The organism is Micrococcus sp. SL257, from assembly GCF_026625585.1.
GTDB classification, from domain to species: Bacteria; Actinomycetota; Actinomycetes; order Actinomycetales; family Micrococcaceae; genus Micrococcus; species Micrococcus luteus.
Map to the genome: position 1 here is coordinate 1,383,752 of NZ_CP113053.1, position 14,705 is coordinate 1,398,456.

Annotated in this window: 11 protein-coding genes; 4 read left to right on the forward strand and 7 right to left on the reverse strand. The window is 73.9% G+C overall.

The window, feature by feature from the left end:
• Window positions 1-18 precede the first annotated feature (18 nt).
• Complete coding sequence (gene glnA / locus OVA32_RS06460; RefSeq protein ID WP_210078875.1) at window positions 19-1,359, forward strand: type I glutamate--ammonia ligase; 1,341 nt, start codon at window positions 19-21, stop codon at window positions 1,357-1,359.
• A gap of 10 nt (window positions 1,360-1,369) precedes the next feature.
• Window positions 1,370-4,492 carry a bifunctional [glutamine synthetase] adenylyltransferase/[glutamine synthetase]-adenylyl-L-tyrosine phosphorylase gene (locus OVA32_RS06465; RefSeq protein ID WP_267713715.1) on the forward strand — a complete coding sequence of 1,041 codons (3,123 nt, stop codon included), beginning with the start codon at window positions 1,370-1,372 and terminating at the stop codon, window positions 4,490-4,492.
• A gap of 66 nt (window positions 4,493-4,558) precedes the next feature.
• Here the strand turns inward: OVA32_RS06465 and OVA32_RS06470 are convergent, their stop codons facing one another.
• Both OVA32_RS06470 and glnA (OVA32_RS06475) read right to left on the reverse strand, forming a co-directional pair.
• A complete protein-coding gene (locus tag OVA32_RS06470) occupies window positions 4,559-5,563 on the reverse strand; it encodes an LLM class flavin-dependent oxidoreductase (RefSeq protein WP_036314199.1) in 1,005 nt (334 codons plus the stop codon).
• 153 nt (window positions 5,564-5,716) lie between these two features.
• Complete coding sequence (gene glnA / locus OVA32_RS06475) at window positions 5,717-7,141, reverse strand: type I glutamate--ammonia ligase (protein WP_036314201.1); 1,425 nt, start codon at window positions 7,139-7,141, stop codon at window positions 5,717-5,719.
• Between the two features lie 151 nt (window positions 7,142-7,292).
• Here glnA (OVA32_RS06475) and OVA32_RS06480 point away from each other — a divergent pair, with 151 nt between their 5' ends.
• A complete protein-coding gene (locus tag OVA32_RS06480; RefSeq protein ID WP_049146950.1) occupies window positions 7,293-7,793 on the forward strand; it encodes an RDD family protein in 501 nt (166 codons plus the stop codon).
• Between the two features lie 121 nt (window positions 7,794-7,914).
• Here the strand turns inward: OVA32_RS06480 and OVA32_RS06485 are convergent, their stop codons facing one another.
• Genes OVA32_RS06485 through lipB form a run of 3 tightly spaced genes read right to left on the reverse strand, consistent with a single transcriptional unit; the run spans window position 7,915 to window position 10,459 of the window.
• Window positions 7,915-8,727, reverse strand: a complete 813-nt coding sequence (locus OVA32_RS06485) for a DUF4191 domain-containing protein (protein ID WP_036314203.1) — start codon at window positions 8,725-8,727, stop codon at window positions 7,915-7,917.
• 26 nt (window positions 8,728-8,753) lie between these two features.
• Window positions 8,754-9,761 (reverse strand): lipoyl synthase, encoded by a 1,008-nt coding sequence (gene lipA / locus OVA32_RS06490; RefSeq protein WP_036383060.1) that lies wholly within the window; start codon window positions 9,759-9,761, stop codon window positions 8,754-8,756.
• Window positions 9,758-10,459, reverse strand: a complete 702-nt coding sequence (lipB, locus tag OVA32_RS06495; RefSeq protein WP_036314221.1) for a lipoyl(octanoyl) transferase LipB — start codon at window positions 10,457-10,459, stop codon at window positions 9,758-9,760. The genes lipA and lipB overlap by 4 nt, the downstream gene beginning before the upstream one ends.
• Window positions 10,460-10,567: 108 nt before the next feature.
• Here lipB and OVA32_RS06500 point away from each other — a divergent pair, with 108 nt between their 5' ends.
• Window positions 10,568-12,238: a serine/threonine-protein kinase gene (locus OVA32_RS06500; protein ID WP_063189717.1), complete on the forward strand. Its 1,671-nt coding sequence runs from the start codon at window positions 10,568-10,570 to the stop codon at window positions 12,236-12,238.
• A 116-nt stretch (window positions 12,239-12,354) separates the two neighbouring features.
• Here OVA32_RS06500 and OVA32_RS06505 read toward each other — a convergent pair whose 3' ends face one another.
• The gene (locus OVA32_RS06505) at window positions 12,355-12,699 is read right to left on the reverse strand and encodes a hypothetical protein (RefSeq protein ID WP_010078527.1); all 345 of its coding nucleotides are present in this window, start codon (window positions 12,697-12,699) and stop codon (window positions 12,355-12,357) included.
• An 18-nt stretch (window positions 12,700-12,717) separates the two neighbouring features.
• Window positions 12,718-14,610 (reverse strand): 2-oxoglutarate dehydrogenase, E2 component, dihydrolipoamide succinyltransferase, encoded by a 1,893-nt coding sequence (sucB, locus tag OVA32_RS06510; RefSeq protein ID WP_069941364.1) that lies wholly within the window; start codon window positions 14,608-14,610, stop codon window positions 12,718-12,720.
• Between the last annotated feature and the right edge of the window lie 95 nt (window positions 14,611-14,705).

The following is a 14,705-nucleotide window of genomic DNA, read 5'->3' on the forward strand; positions in this document are numbered from 1 at the left end:
CGCGTCTAGAGTGGCGGCATGGATCGACAGCAGGACTACGTGCTCCGCACCATCGAGGACCGGGACGTCAGGTTCGTCAGGCTCTGGTTCACGGACGTGATCGGTACGCTGAAGTCGGTGGCCCTGTCTCCGGCCGAGGTGGAGAACGCCTTCACGGAGGGCCTGGGCTTCGACGGCTCCTCGATCGACGGATACACCCGCATCTCCGAGTCGGACATGCTGCTGCAGCCCGATCCCTCGACCTTCCAGATCCTGCCCTGGCGCGGCGACCAGGGACAGAGCTCCCGGATGTTCTGCGACGTGCTCACCCCGGACGGCCGGCCCGCCCCCGCCGACCCGCGGCACGTGCTGCGCCGCGTGCTGGACCGGGCCGCGGACCAGGGCTTCACGTGCTTCACCCACCCGGAGATCGAGTTCTACCTCCTGCAGTCGGACCAGCCCGGCCCGGACGGGGAGCCGGTGCCCGTGGACCGCGCGGGCTACTTCGACAACGTGCCCGGCTCCGACGCGGCCGACTTCCGCCGCGACGCCGTCAGCCTCCTCGAGGGCATGGGCATCTCCGTCGAGTTCAGCCACCACGAGAACGGCCCCGGCCAGAACGAGATCGACCTGCGCGCGGCGGACGCGCTCACGACGGCGGACAACGTGATGACGTTCCGGACCGTCGTCAAGGAGGTCGCCGCCGCCCAGGGCACCTACGCCACGTTCATGCCCAAGCCGTTCTCCCACCACCCGGGCTCCGGCATGCACACCCACTTCTCCCTCTTCGAGGGCGACGCGAACGCGTTCTACGACCCCACGGACGAGTTCCGGCTCTCCGTCACGGGCCGCCGGTTCATCGCGGGCCTGCTGCGCCACTCCGTGGAGATCACCGCGGTGACCCACCAGTTCGTCAACTCCTACAAGCGTCTCTGGGGCGGGGGAGAGGCCCCGTCGTACACCTCGTGGGGGCACAACAACCGTTCCGCCCTCGTGCGCGTTCCCCTGTACAAGCCGGACAAGGCCGGCTCGGCCCGCATCGAGTACCGCGGCATCGACGCCTCGGCCAACCCGTACCTCGCCTACGCCCTGCTGATCGCGGCCGGACTCAAGGGCATCGAGGAGGGCTACGAGGTGCCCGAGGCCGCCGCCGAGGACATCAGCGCGTTGACCACCCACGAGCGGCGCGTGCTCGGCCATGTCCCCCTGCCCGGCACCCTGCACGACGCCCTGCGCGCCGCCGAGGAGTCCGAGTTCGTGGCATCCGTGCTGGGCGAGCACGTCTTCGACGCCCTGCTGCGCAACAAGCGCCAGGAATGGGACGACTACCGGGTGGAGGTCACGCCGTACGAGCTGCGGCGCTACCTCTCCGGCCTCTGAGGCGCCGGCCGTGTCCGCCCTGCCCGACGCGGCGACCGCCGACGCCCCGGACCGCCGCACCCTCGCGCACGCCGGCGTCGCCGACGCCGGCCGCGTGCAGACGCTGCTCACCTCGCCCGAGTTCGAGGGCGTGGACGTGCGTCCCCTCGTCGAGCTCCTCGGCCACGCCGCCGATCCCGACCGGGCCCTGCTGCTGTGGGTGCGCCTGGCCGAGCGCGAGCCCCGCGTCCACCACGCCCTCCGGGACCCCGAGACGACGGCCCGCCTGCTGCGGCTGCTCGGCGCCTCCGAGGCCCTCGGCGAGTTCCTCATCCGCCGTCCCGAGCAACTGGACCTCGTCCTCGACCCGGACGCGGCCGCCGCCACCGCGCCCGCCCTCGCCCAGCCCGACCCGACCGCCGGCGAGCCCTGGGGTGATGCGTCCGCCGCCCTGCGCCGCCTGCTCCTGGACTCGGTGGGCGCCGACCCGGACGCCGACCGCCCCCTCGCGGCCGTCACCGGCAAGGACGCCGCCGTCGCCTTGCGCCGCGCCTACCGCCGCCAGCTGGCCGCGATCGCCCTGCGCGACCTCGACTCCGCCGAGCCCACGGCGGCCATGCCCTCGGTGGGCCGCTGGCTCGCGGACCTGGCCGGCGCCACCGTGGACGCGGCGCTCGCCGTCTCACGGGCCGTCCTCACCGAGCGGGAGGGCCCCGTGGTGGACCGCGTGGACCTCGCCGTGATCGGCATGGGCAAGTGCGGCGCCGGCGAACTCAACTACGTCTCAGACGTGGACGTCGTGTTCGCCCACGCCGTCCGCGAGGCCGCGGACGGCGCGGACCCCGACGCCGAGGTCCCGGACGGGCCGCGCGCCGCCGCGCTCGCGGCCGAGCTGGCCGCGGGCATCGGCCGCGTGATCCAGGGCGCGGCCCCCGAGCCGGGACTGTGGGAAGTCGACGCCAACCTGCGTCCCGAGGGCAAGGACGGCGCCCTGAGCCGCACCGTGGAGTCCCACGCCGAGTACTACCGCCGCTGGGCCCACGGCTGGGAGTTCCAGGCCCTGCTCAAGGCCCGCCCCATCGCGGGCTCGCCACAGCTCGGCGAGCGCTACATCGCGGAGATCTGGACCCGGGTGTGGGAGTCCTCCGCGCGCGACGGGTTCGTCGAGTCCGTCCGGGCCATGCGCGCCCGGGTCCTGGACACCCTCGCCCCCGCGGAGCGCGAGCGGGAGATCAAGCTCGGGCCCGGCGGCCTGCGCGACGTCGAGTTCACGGCCCAGCTGCTCCAGCTCGTGCACGGCCGTGCGGACGAGTCGCTGCGGGTGCGCGGCACGCTCGACGCGGTGCGGGCGCTGCACGCCGCCTCCTACGTCACCACGCGAGACGCGCGGGCGTTCGACGAGCACTACCGGTGGCTGCGCACCCTCGAGCACCGCATCCAGCTCGTGCACCTGCGGCGCACCCACCTGATGCCGGTCAAGGAAGAGGCCCGCCGCGTCGTCGCCCGGTCGATGCGCGGCGCCGCCGACCGGGGCCCCGCCACCGGCGAGGACCTCCAGGCCGAGTTCACGCGCGTGCGCCGCGCCGTGCGCGGTCTCCACGAGACCGTGTTCTACCGGCCGCTGCTGTCGACGACGGCCGCCCTGTCCGCCGAGGACGTGCGGCTGTCCGCGGAGGCCGTCCGCGACCGCCTGGCGGCGCTGGGCTACCGCGACCCGCAGGGCGCCCTGCGGCACATCGAGGCCCTCACGCAGGGCGTCTCGCGCCGGGCCGCGGTCCAGCGGCAGCTGCTGCCGGCCATGCTCGGGTGGTTCGCGCGGGGCGCCGACCCCGACGGCGGCCTGCTCGCCTTCCGCCGGCTCTCCGAGTCGCTCGGCGGCACGGCCTGGTATCTGCGGATGCTCCGCGACTCCTCGGACGCCGCCCGGCGGCTGTGCCTGGTCCTGTCCGGCTCCCGGTTCGTGGGGGACCTGCTCGAGCACTCGCCCGAGGCCGTGGCCTGGGTGGGGGACGACCGGGAGCTCGACCCCCGGGGCGCCATACAGCTCTGGCGCCAGGTCGACGCGCGGCTCGACCGCCGCGTGGCCGCGCAGGAGGCCCCGGCCGCCGTCCGCCACGTGCGGCAGGTGCGCCGCAGCGAGACCCTGCGCGTGGCCCTGGCGGACATCTCGGGGCTGCTGGACCTCGAGGCCGTCACCGGGGCCCTGTCGGACATCGACCAGATCACCGTCGTCGGCGCCCTGCGCGTGGCCTCGCGCGCCGTCGTCGGGGACGCCGACCCGCTCACCGACGTGCTCGTGGTGGCCATGGGCCGCCAGGGCGGCCGGGAGATCACCTACGGCTCGGACCTCGACGCCCTGTTCGTGCACCGGCCACGCCCCGGCGTCGACGAGGGGCGGGCGCGCGAGCAGGCCGAGGAGGTCGTGCGGACGCTGATGTCCCTGCTGCACCGCCCCGCGACCCCGCCGCTGCCCGGCGAGCGGCCGCTCGAGGTGGACGCCGACCTGCGCCCCGAGGGGCGCCAGGGGCCGCTCGTGCGCACCCTGGACTCGTACCGGGAGTACTACGGGCGCTGGGCGGAGATGTGGGAGCGTCAGGCGCTGCTGCGCGCCCGGCCCCTGGCCGGCGACGACGACCTGGCCACCGACTTCCGGCGGTGGGCCGACGGGGTCCGCTACGCCGGGGACCTGACCACCGCGGACGCGCGGGAGATCCGGCGCATCAAGGCCCGTGTGGAGGCCGAGCGCCTGCCCCGCGGCGCGGACCCCTCCCGGCACGTCAAGCTCGGCCGCGGCGGGCTCTCGGACGTGGAGTGGCTGGTGCAGTCCCTGCAGCTGCGCCACGCGGGAGAGGTCGAGGACCTGCGGGTCACCGGCACGCTGCCGGCCCTGCGGGCGATCGCCCGGCACGGGCTGCTGCCCGAGGCCGAGGTCGCCGTGCTGGAGGAGGCGTGGCTGCTGGCCACCCGGATCCGCGCCGCCCTGCTGCTGTGGACGGGCAAGGTCTCGGACGTGCTGCCCACGAACATGCGCGACCTCGAGGCCGTGGCCCGCCTCAGCGGGGTGGGCACGACCGGCGGGGAGCTCGAGGAGCGCTACCTGCGGGTGACCCGCCTGGCCCGTCAGGTGTTCGAGACCCGGTTCTACGGGCTCTGAACGACGCCGGCCCGCCACCTCGACGGGGTGGCGGGCCGGCCGTGCTCCGGTGTCACGAGCGCCGGCTCAGGCGCGCACGACGTGCTCCCCGAGCAGCTCCAGGGTGCGTCGCCGCACGCCGGCGTCCTGGGCCGCCGTCGTGATGATCAGCTCGTCCGCCTGGACCCGCGCCGCGAAGTCGTGCAGCCACGCCGCCGTCGTCGGGCCGGTGCCCACGGCCGTGCACTCGAGCATCCCGAGCACCTGCTGACCGGCGGGGGAGTGCAGCAGCATCTCGACCTCGTCGTCGGTGAGGGTGCGGCCCCGGCCGAGCATCATCCGGATGCGCGCCCGCTGCGCGGCCTGCCACTCCCGCTCGGCCACCTCCTCGGTGTCCGCGGCGATCACGTTGGCCGCCGCGATGAAGTGCGGCTCCGCGAGGGCCTCGGAGGGCTCGAAGTGCTCCCGGTACAGGCGCGCCGCATGCTCGAGCATCTGCGGTGCGAAGTGGCTCGCGAACGCGTAGCCCAGGCCGAGCTGCGCGGCCAGCTGGGCGCCGAACGCCGAGGAGCCGAGGATGTACAGCGGCACGTTGGTGCCCTTGCCGGGGTAGGCGTCGATGCCGGGGATCAGGCTCTGGCCGGTGAGGTAGCCCTGCAGCTCGAGCACGTCCTGCGGGAAGCGCTCGGCCGCCGACGGATCCCGGCGCAGCGCCTGCAGCGTCCGCTGGTCGGTGCCGGGGGCGCGACCCAGGCCCAGGTCGATGCGGCCGGGGTGCAGCTCGGCCAGGGTGCCGAACTGCTCGGCGATCACCAGCGGCGAGTGGTTGGGCAGCATGACGCCGCCGGAGCCGAGGCGGATCGAGTCGGTGTGCGCGGCCACGTGCGCGATGAGTACGGCCGTGGCGGAGGAGGCGATGGAGGGCATGTTGTGGTGCTCCGCGTACCAGACGCGCCGGAAGCCGGCGGCCTCGGCGACGCGGGCCTGCTCCACGGATTCGGCGAAGGCTTCGCCCATCGGGGCGCCGTCGCGGACGAGGGCGAGGTCCAGCAGGGACAGCGGCAGGGGGGTGGGGGCGGTGTGCTCGGTCATGGTGCTCCTGGTCTGCGGGCCGCCCGGCCAGGCGGAGGTCTCCACAGATCCAGCGCCCACCGGCCCCGGACTATTCCGCGGCCGGGCACGACGACGGCCGCCCGCCTCCGGCGTGGGAGACGAACGGCCGTCGTCGGGGCCGCGGCGGGCGGATCAGACCGAGTAGTACAGCTCGAACTCGTAGGGGTTCGGGCGCAGGGCCAGCGGGGCGATCTCCATCTCGCGCTTGTACGCGATCCAGGTCTCGATCAGCTCCTCGGTGAACACGTCGCCGGCCAGGAGGAACTCGTGGTCCTCCTCGAGGGCGTTCAGGGCCTCGTCCAGGGTGGCGGGTGCCTTCTGGATGTCGGCGGCCTCCTCGGCCGGCAGCTCGTAGAGGTCCTTGTCGATCGGCTCGGCCGGCTCGATGCGGTTGCGGATGCCGTCCAGGCCGGCCATCAGCTGCGCGGCGAACGCGAGGTACGGGTTGCCCGAGGCGTCCGGGGCGCGGAACTCGATGCGCTTGGCCTTCGGGTTGGAGCCGGTGATCGGGATGCGGATGCCCGCCGAGCGGTTGCCCTGCGAGTAAACCATGTTCACGGGGGCCTCGAAGCCCGGCACCAGGCGGCGGTAGGAGTTCACCGTGGGGTTGGTGAAGGCCAGGACCGCGGAGGCGTGCTTCAGCAGGCCGCCGATGTACCAGCGGGCGGTGTCCGAGAGGTTCGCGTAGCCCTTCTCGTCGAAGAACAGCGGCTCGCCGCCGTTCCACAGGGACTGGTGGCAGTGCATGCCGGAGCCGTTGTCGCCGAAGACGGGCTTGGGCATGAAGGTCGCGGACTTGCCGAACATGTTGGCGACGTTCTTGACGACGTACTTGAACTTCTGCAGGTCGTCCGCCGAGTGGGTCAGCGTGTTGAAGCGGTAGTTGATCTCCGCCTGGCCCGCGGCGCCCACCTCGTGGTGGGAGCGCTCTACCTCGAGGCCGACCTCGGCCAGGACCGAGCAGATCTCGTCGCGCAGGTCGGCCTGCTTGTCCGTGGGGGAGACGGGGAAGTAGCCGCCCTTGAGGCCGGTCTTGTGGCTCAGGTTGCCGCCCTCGTCCTCGCGGGAGGCGTTCCACCAGGCCTCGTCCGAGTCCACGGCGTAGAACGAGCCGCGGGGGGAGGACTCGTAGCGGACGTCCTCGAAGATGAAGAACTCGGCCTCGGGGGCGAAGAACGCCGTGTCGGCGATGCCGGAGGAGCTCAGGTAGGCCTCCGCGCGCTGGGCCACGCCGCGCGGGTCGCGCAGGTAGGGCTCGCCGGTGCGGGGGTTCACGATGGAGAAGTTCATCGTGAGGGTCTTGCGGACCCGGAAGGGGTCCACGAAGGCCGTCGCGACGTCCGGGATGAGCTGCATGTCGGACTCGGCGATGCCGGCGAAGCCCCGGATCGAGGAGCCGTCGAAGAGCTGGCCCGTGACGAAGAAGTCCTCGTCGACGCTCGAGGCGGGCACGTTGAAGTGGTGCTGCATGCCGGGGAGGTCGGTGAAGCGGACGTCGACGAACTCGATCCCCTCATCCTTGATGTACGCGAGGACGTCCGCGGGGGAGGTGAACATGGTGCGCTCCTGTGGTCGTGACGATGGTGGCATGTCCGGCACGGCGGCGCTGGCGTGGCGGGTGTCATCACCCTACTTGCCCGGCGGCCTCCGTGGGCGTCGGTGACGCCCCACGGCGAGCCTCGCGGTTCCGCGCCGGTAGGCTGGGCCGGTGGCACGCAGAGCACCCGACCCCGCGCAAGAGCCCGAACCGACCCGCCGCGACGAGCCGCTGATCACCCGGCGCGACCTCGCCGGCTGGGTGGACGGTCCGGGCGGCGGCCTGGCCGGCGGCCGCTGGCCGGGGGACCTGCTGGGCCTCCCCGAGCACGGCCCGACCTCGATGGCCACTGCGGCCCGCCGCGCCGTCGCCCTCGTGATCGACTGGTTCCTGGCCCTGGGCGTGTCCTGGCTGCTCTTCGACTCCGACGCGATCGCCACCCTGATGGTCTTCGCCACCATGCACATCCTGGGCATCACCCTGCTGGCCACCACCGTGGGCAAGGCCGTGTGCCGCACCCAGGTGGTGCGCCTCGGCGGCCGGACCGCCCCCGTGCACCGCGTGGTGGTGCGCACGGCGCTGCTGTGCCTCGTGCTGCCGGCCGTCGTCGTCGGCCCGGACGGCCGCGGCATGCACGACAAGGTCGCCGGCACCGTCGAGATCCGCATGTGAGCGCACCGGCCCGCGCCGGACGACGCCGGATCCGACTCGACGCGAGGCCGGACACGACGAAAGGGGGGCGCCCCGCCGAATCCTCGGCGGGGCGCCCCCTTTCGCGCGGGTGCGTCGGCGCTCAGCGGCCGCGCATGGCGCGCCGGCTCGGGCGCACCTTGTTCGGGTCGACGCCCTTGGGGATGGGCAGCCGGTTGGTGTTGAGCGCGGTCAGACGCTTGTCCACGGCCTGGACCTCCTGCGCCGTGAGGGCCTTCTTCATGCCCTTGAGCGTGCCGGGCAGCTCGTGCAGCGGGACCTGGCCCTGACCGTTGCCGGACTCCACCACGGTGACGGGCACGCCGGGCAGGAAGCGGCGCATGGCCTTCTCCTCCTTGACCACCAGCGCGGCGACGCGGGGGGAGGGGCCCTCCGTCACCAGCACGACGCCCGGCCGGCCCACGGCGCGGTAGACGAGGTCCTGGGTCTTCGGGTTCACGGCGGCCGGCTGCTCGGACACGATCCAGCCGCGGCCCAGCGTGGAGAGCGCGGCGCCGGCGGCGCCGGGGCGGCCCTCGAGCTGGGCGAACCCGGCGCGGCGCGCCTTCCGGTTCAGGATGACGACGGCGGCGAGCACACCGAACGGGATCGCGATGAGCAGCCACGTGATCCAGTTGTCCAGCAGGAGGCCGATGACGAGGCCGACGACCAGGGCGCCCAGGAAGGCCAGCAGCATCCACAGTCCGACCTTGGGGTCGTGCGCCTTGGTCATGGCGTAGGCCTGCTTGAGCTGGGAGATCACGCCCGGGCCCTTCGTGGCGCGCTTGTCCCGGCGCTGGGCCTTCGCCTGCTCCTTCTCGCGGAGGCGACGCTCGCGCTGCATGGCCTTGACCTCCTTGAGCGTGGCGGAGGTGGAGCCGGAGGAGGACGCGGGGGGCTGGCTGTTCTTCGTCATGACGGGGTCCAGTCTAGTCGGGCGGCTCAGGACATCTGGGCGACGACGGCGGAGGCCTCCTGGCGGGCGGTCTTCTCCCCGGCCAGGTGCGCCAGGTTCTCCGGCAGGGTCCGGCCGAGGCGCTGCATGGCCTGCGCATAGAGCTTGCCCGCGCGGTACGACGAGCGCACCAGCGGGCCCGCCATGACGCCCTGGAAACCGATCTCCTCGGCGCGCTGGGACCACTGGACGAACTCCTGCGGCTTCACCCAGCGGTCGATGGGGTGGTGCAGCTTCGAGGGCCGCACGTACTGCGTGATGGTGATGATGTCGCAGCCGGCCTCGTGCAGGTCCACCAGGGCCTGGTCGATCTCGTGGTCCTCCTCGCCCATGCCGAGGATGAGGTTGGACTTGGTCACGAGCCCGTCGGCCTTGGCCATCGTGAGCACCCGGAGGGACTTCTCGTACGTGAAGGCCGGGCGGATGCGCTTGAAGATGCGCGGCACCGTCTCCAGGTTGTGCGCGAACACCTCGGGCCGCGCGTCGAACACCTGCTGGACGAGCTCCGGCACCGCGCCGAAGTCCGGCGGCAGGATCTCGACGCCGGTCCCCGGGTTGAGCGCGTGGATGCGGCGGATGGTCTCCGCGTAGAGCCACGCCGCGCCGTCCTTCTGGTCGTCACGGGCCACGCCCGTGACGGTGGCGTACCGCAGGTCCATCTCGCGGATGTTCTCGGCGACCTTCTGCGGCTCCTCCATGTCCAGGGGGCGCGGCTTGCCGGAGGTGATGTCGCAGAAGTCACACCGGCGGGTGCAGATGTCGCCGCCGATGAGGAACGTGGCCTCGCGGTCCTCCCAGCACTCGAAGATGTTGGGGCAGCCGGCCTCCTCGCACACGGTGTGCAGGCCGGCGGACTTGACCTTGTTCTTCAGGCCGATGTACTCGGGGCCCATGTGGACCTTGGCCTTGATCCACTCGGGCTTGCGCTCGACGGGCACCTCGGCGTTGCGCGCCTCCACGCGCAGCAGGCGGCGTCCTTCGGGGGCGAGGCTCATGCGGGGATTCCTTCCGTGGGGGTGACGGCGATGTACGCAGGCCCGAGCTCGTCCAGATGACGGGTGAGCACCGGCACGACGTCGGCCGGGGTGATGGTCCGGCCCGTCTCGACCGACAGGGTGGTGGTGGCGGCGTCCGTGATGCCGCACGCGATGATGCCCTCGTAGGGGGCCAGGGAGTTGGAGCAGTTCAGTGCGAAGCCGTGCATCGAGACGCCGTCGTGGATGGACAGGCCGATGGCGCCGACCTTGCGGTCCGGGCGGGCCGTGCCGTCGTCGTCCCGGTCCGCGAGGACCCAGATGCCTGCCCGCCCGTCCACGCGGACGGCCGTGACGCCGAACTCGGCGGCGGTGCGGATCAGCAGCTCCTCGAGGAACCAGACGTAGTCCTTGACGTGGGCACGGTCGCGCAGCCGGACCACGGGGTAGCCGACCAGCTGGCCCGGCCCGTGCCATGTGATCTTGCCGCCGCGGTCCACGTCCACGACGGGGGCGCCGTCCGTGGGGCGCTCGGCGTCCTCGGTGCGGCGACCGGCCGTGTAGACGGCTTCGTGCTCCAGGAGGAGGAATTCGCCGTCGGAGCGGCCGGCGACGACGTCCGCGTGCAGGGCGCGCTGGGCGTCCCAGGCGGCGTGGTAGTCCACCAGGTCGGGCGCCAGGCCGAGCACGCGCAGGGGCGGCAGGGGTGTCTCGGGCATGACGTCCACTGTAGTCCTCGGGCCCGGACCTGTGGACAACCGCCGTGACGCTCGGGGACATGCGGCACCCTGGGCTGGAACGGACGGCGCGGCGGAGAGGGGAGACCGATGCGGGACTGGGACGAGGCGGACGGCGGCGCGGCCGGACGCGTCGGCGGCGGGCCGGAGACCGAACCGGAGAGGTCGTCGGAGCCGGGCACGGCTGCGCCGCGCGCCCCGGGCTGGGAACCCGTCCGGCTGCTCGGCGCGGGCGCCCAGGCGGAGGTCTGGCTCGTCGAGGACGGTCGGGGCGTCCGGGCCGCCCTGAAGGTGCCCCGTGCCGGTGCGGCGCCGGATGCGCTGGCGGCGGAGGCGCAGGCCGGACGGGTCGCGCATCCCCATCTGCTGCGCGTGCTCGGCGTGGTGGAGACGGACCGGGGCCTCGGGGTCCTCACCGAGCACCGCGCGGCCGGCACGCTGCAGGACATGGTGCAGCGGGTCGGACCCCTGAGCCCGGGGCAGGCCGTCACCGTGCTCGTCCCGATCGCCCAGGCTCTCGCGTGCCTGCACCGCGAGGGGGTGGTGCACGGCGACGTGTCCCCGGCGAACGTCCTGTTCGGCGTCGACGGCAGCCCGGCCCTCGCCGACCTCGGCGTCGCCCGGGTGGTCGGCGGGGCGTCGGGGGCCGGGGCGACGCCGGGCTTCGCGGCCCCCGAGGCGCTCGCCGCGGTGCAGGGGGCCGGGGCGGAACCGGGGGCGTCTCCGGCGGTGGGGGCGCCGAGTGACGTCCATGCGTGGGCCGCCCTGGGCTGGTACGCGCTCACCGGTCGCGCGCCGGGGGCCGCCGGGCATCGGGCGCCGCTGCCCGTCCTGGTTCCCGAAGCATCCCCCGAGCTCGCGCTGCTGCTCGATGCGGCGCTCTCCCCGGACCCGGCGGCGCGGCCGAGCGCGGAGGAGGCCGCCGCCGCCGTGTATGCGACGGCCCGGCCCGAGCCGGTCCCGCTCGGAGAGGCCGCCCCCGCCGAGGTGGCGCACCTGCTGCCCACGGTGCTGCCGGGCTCCGGGCCCACGCGGCGACGCCGACGACGCGCGGGTCCGGGACGGCGCGCGCTCGCGCGCCGACGGGGGGCGGCGCCACGCCGGGGCGTCCTCCTGGCCGCAGGGCTGGCCACCGCGCTGGCCGTGGGCGGTGGCACCGTGGGGCTGTGGTGGCCGGCGGCTCCGGGCTCGGCAGCGGAGGGGGCGCCGGAGCCGGCGGGCGCGGTGCCGGCCGGCACCGCGGTGGACGCGGCGGGCCCGGCGGACGGGACGCGGGAGAGCGGGGCGCCGGCGAGGGTGCCGGACACGGGTGCCCCCGGGGAGGACGCCGCCGGGGAGGACGCCGTCGACGTGGGCGAAACGCTGGCCGCGGTCGGCCACGCACGGACGGCCGCGCTCACCGACCCGGAGCCCGCGCGACTGGACGCCTACGCCGTGCCTGGGGGACCGGCGTGGGAGAACGACCGGGATCTGCTGCGCCGGCTGACGGACGAGGGGTTCGCCTTCTCCGGCCTCGAGGTGACGGTGGAGCAGGCCGGTCCCGCCCGGCGGGCCGGGGACGACGCGCTGCGTGTCGACGCCGTGCTCCGGACGTCGGCCCACACCGTGCTGGACCGCGCGGGACGCGTGGCGGCGCATCGGGAGGCGACGGCCGAGGAGGTCGTGCTGGTCCTGCGCAGCGGCCACGGAGAGGGCCCCGAGGGGCGGGACGGCGGCGCGGCGGGTCGGACGTGGCGGGTCGAGACCGTCGATCCGCGCTGACCCCGGGCCCGGATCCAGCGCCGGAGGCCGGCGGTCCAGACGGGGGGACGCCGCGGGCCCCGGGGAGAAGCTCCCCGGGGCCCGCGGCGTGGTGCGGCGTCAGCCGCCTGGGCTGATCACTGCCAGAGGACGGCGACCAGGATGTTCACCAGGCCCAGACCGCCCACCGCGTGGGCCAGGCCCGTGGGCACGACCTCCCCGCGGTTGGACTTGCGGCGGCCGATCAGGGCGGCCACGAAGACGATGACGCCGATCAGGAACTTGACGCCCAGCTTCATGTGGTTCGGCTCCCCGCTCATGGCGAGGCCGAAAAGCACCACGCCGGAGACGATCATGCCCACGGAGCCCCACCACTGCGAGGTGGTGACGGTCGGGTTGCGGAAGTGCGCGAACCAACCGCCCACGATCGCTGCGGCGGACACGATGTGCACGGCCACCAGGATGCTGTGCAGGATATCCACAGTCCTTCTCCCTTTCCGTCAGAGACCAAGCTCGTCGGCGAACTGACCGCCCTCGAGACGCTGACGCAGCGTCGTCAGGAAGCGGCCCGCGTCGGCCCCGTCCACCAGGCGGTGGTCGTAGGTCAGGGACAGGTACATCATGTGGCGGATGGCGATCGAGTCGTTGCCGTCCGCGTCGGTCACCACCATGGGGCGCTTGACGATCGCACCGGTGCCCAGGATCGCGACCTGCGGCTGGTTGATGATCGGCGTGTCGAACAGCGCGCCCACGGAGCCGATGTTCGTGATCGAGAACGTGCCGCCCGAGAGCTCGTCCGGCGAGATCTTGTTCGTGCGGGTGCGCTCGGCCACATCGGCGATCTTCTGGGCGAGGCCCGTCAGGTTCAGGGAGCCGGCGTCCTTGATGACGGGCACCAGCAGCCCCTTCTCCGTGTCCACGGCGATCGCGATGTCCTCGGACGCGTGGTACGTGATCTCCTTGTTGTCCTCGGAGAACGACGCGTTCAGCTTGGGGTGCTGCTTGAGGGCCTCGGCGACGGCCTTCGTGATGAACGGCAGGTACGTCAGGTTCACGCCGGCCTGCTGCTGGAAGGAGGCCTTGGCCTTCTTGCGCAGCTGCACGATGCGGGTGACGTCCACCTCGTGCACCTGGGTCAGCTGGGTGGACAGGTCGAGGGACTCGCGCATGCGCTGGGCGATGACCTGGCGGATGCGCGGCGCCTTCTCCACCTCGCCGCGGACCGAGGGGTCCACGGAGGAGCTCGCGGCCGGGGCGGACGCAGCGGCCGGGGCGGACGCAGCGGCCGGGGCCGACGACGGGGCGGCAGCCTCGGAGGCCTGCTCGGCCGGAGCCTCGGACCCGCCCGCGGCGGCCTGCGAGGCCAGCGCGGCGGCGAGCACGTCCTGCTTGCGGATGCGGCCGCCGACGCCCGTGCCGCGGACCGTGGACAGGTCCACGTTGTTCTGGTGGGCCAGGCGGCGCACCAGCGGGGTCACGTAGCCCTGGCCGGGCTCGGTGGCGGCGGGCGCCTCGGCGGACTCGCCCTGCGCGGAGTCGCGCTCAGCGGACTCGCGCCGGGAGGCCTCCTCGGACGGGGACGCCTCGGGCGTCTCCTCCGACTTCTCGGCCCCGGCGGCCCCGGCGGCCTCGGCGGCCTCCTCGGTCTCCTCGGGGGCCTCGGCCTCGGTCGCCTTGTCCTCGATCTCATCGGCGGACGCCTCGTCCTGACCGGAGGAGCCCTCCGACGGGGCGGAGCCGCCGCCGGCGGAGCCGGAGCCGACGAGCGCGAGGATGGCGCCCACCTCGACGGTGTCGTCCTCCTCCGCACGGATCTCCAGGAGGGTGCCCGCCACGGGGGAGGGGATCTCGGTGTCGACCTTGTCGGTGGAGACCTCGAGCAGCGGCTCGTCGACCTCGACCTCGTCGCCGACGGACTTCAGCCAGCGGGTCACGGTGCCCTCGGTCACGGACTCGCCCAGCGCGGGCAGGGTGACCTCGGAGGCCTCGCCGCCGGCCGACGGGGCCTCGTCCGAGCCCTGGTCGGTGGAGGCGCGCTCCTCCGGGGCCGGCTCGCCTGCGGGCTGCTGCTGGGCGTCGTCCTGCTGCGCCTCCTCGACGGCGGGCTCCTCGGCCGCGGCGTCGTCCTCCGACGCGTCGGCGGAGCCGCCGCCGGAGCCGTCGCCGATCGTGGCCAGCGGGGCGCCGACCTCGACCGTGTCGTCCTCCTCGACCAGGATCTCCTCGAGCACGCCGGCCACGGGGGACGGGATCTCGGTGTCGACCTTGTCGGTGGAGACCTCCACCAGGGGCTCGTCGACGGCGACCTCGTCGCCGACGGCCTTGAGCCAGCGGGTCACGGTGCCCTCGGTGACGGATTCGCCCAGGGCGGGCAGGTTCACGGTTTCAGACATGGTTCCGATGCTCCTCATGAGGGGTGGGCGCCGGGGGCGCCCACCCGGGGTTGCGAGGTGGGCCCGACGCACGGACCCGGGATGGTCAGTGCGGT